Origin of the sequence: Myxococcus sp. CA023 (assembly GCF_010998615.1) — a bacterium.
GTDB lineage: Bacteria > Myxococcota > Myxococcia > Myxococcales > Myxococcaceae > Myxococcus.
The window spans coordinates 1-1589 of record NZ_JAAEAH010000173.1 but is presented as its reverse complement, the minus strand read 5'-3'; the positions used below and the strand labels follow the sequence as shown (position 1 = coordinate 1589).

Below are 1589 nucleotides of genomic sequence, written 5' to 3'. Positions count from 1 at the left end.
TCCCCCCTCGCTCCGAGGCTCGGCTTCGCCCCCGCCTCCGCCGCCGGAAGCCACCGACGGCGACGCCGGCGCGGACGCGCTGGATGACCTGCTGGGCCGGAAGGCCTCGCCCCCGGTGCGGCCCCCGCCGCCTCCGCCTCCCGACGCGGAGGGAGACGGAGCGGAGGGCCGGCCGCGCGTGCCGGTGGTGATGTTCGGAGGGGCGGCGCAGGGCTCGCGTCCGTCGGTACCGCTCACTCCCACGCCTCAGTTCTCCGACGAGGACCTGGCCATCCTGGACGACATCGAGCGCATCTCCCGCGGCGAGGATGCCTCGTTGGACACGGAGAAGGTGAAGCCGGCCCGCATGGTGGCCAGTCTCATCCGCCTGCTCATCCGCAAGGGCGTCATCCAGGAAGGGGAGTTCCTGGAGGAGCTGGCCCAGAAGTGACCGCCGCCGGGACGCCCGCGGGCCAGGAGCTGTTGCTCGACGTCCGAGGGCTGACCACGGAGCTGGCGCTGGAGGCAGGGCCGGTGCGCGCGGTGGACGACGTGTCCTTCGCGCTGCCCCCAGGTGGAACGCTGGGCGTGGTGGGGGAGAGCGGGTGTGGCAAGAGCCTCACGGCGCTGTCCCTGCTACGGCTGGCGCCCGAGCCGCCGGTGCGCGTGGTGGGCGGAGAGGTGCGCTTCCAGGGCCGGGACTTGCTGACGCTGCCGGAGGCCGAGCTGCGCCGGGTTCGCGGCCGTCACGCGGCGATGATCTTCCAGGAGCCGATGACGTCGCTCAACCCGGTGTTCACCGTGGGCGAGCAGATTGCCGAGGGCGTCCGGCTGCACCTGGGCGCTTCGCGCGCGCAGGCCCGGGACAAGGCCGTGGAGATGCTGCGGCAGGTGGGCATCCCCGCGCCGGCCGAGCGGGTGGACGCGTATCCACACCAGCTCTCCGGAGGCATGCGGCAGCGGGTGATGATGGCGATGGCGCTGGCGTGTGACCCGGCCTTGCTCATCGCGGACGAGCCCACCACCGCGCTGGACGTCACCATCCAGGCGCAGATTCTGGACCTGCTCGCGCGGCTTCAGGCCGAGCGGGGCATGGCGGTGCTGCTGATTACGCACGACCTGGGCGTGGTGGCGGAGAGCTGCGACGCGGTGGTGGTGATGTACGCGGGCAGGGTGGTGGAGCGCGCCCCGGTGCGAGCGCTGTTTTCCCATCCCGCGCACCCGTACACCGCGGGCCTGCTGCGCTCGATTCCGTCCAGGCGCGACGTGGGCGGCGCTCACGCCTCCCGGGCGCGGCTGCGGGCCATTCCCGGCAGGGTGCCACCGCTGCGGCAGTTGCCTGTCGGCTGTGCGTTCCGAGAGCGCTGTGAACGCGCGCTGGACGTCTGTGCGCACGTGAAGCCCGCGCTGACGTCACCGCGAGAAGGGCAGTGGGCGGCCTGTCACAACCCGGTGCCCGCGCCATGAACTCCACGCCGCTGCTCCAGGTCCGCGACCTCCAGGTGCACTTCCCGGTGCGAGGCGGCGTGCTCGGCCGGGTGCGCGGCGCGGTGAAGGCCGTGGACGGCGTGGGTTTCGACGTCAGGCGCGGGGAGACGCTGGGGGTGGTG

1 protein-coding gene and 2 pseudogenes are annotated in these 1589 nt (G+C 73.1%); all 3 read left to right on the top strand.

Going from position 1 to position 1589, the window contains the following annotated elements; all coding sequences use genetic code 11:
• Positions 1-430 (top strand): annotated as a pseudogene (locus tag F8M74_RS37125) (hypothetical protein); the annotation flags it as partial.
• Positions 427-1446: an ABC transporter ATP-binding protein gene (locus F8M74_RS37120; RefSeq protein WP_141257991.1), complete on the top strand. Its 1020-nt coding sequence runs from the start codon at positions 427-429 to the stop codon at positions 1444-1446. The pseudogene F8M74_RS37125 and the gene F8M74_RS37120, both read left to right, overlap by 4 nt.
• Positions 1443-1589 (top strand): annotated as a pseudogene (locus tag F8M74_RS38365) (peptide ABC transporter substrate-binding protein); the annotation flags it as partial. The gene F8M74_RS37120 and the pseudogene F8M74_RS38365, both read left to right, overlap by 4 nt.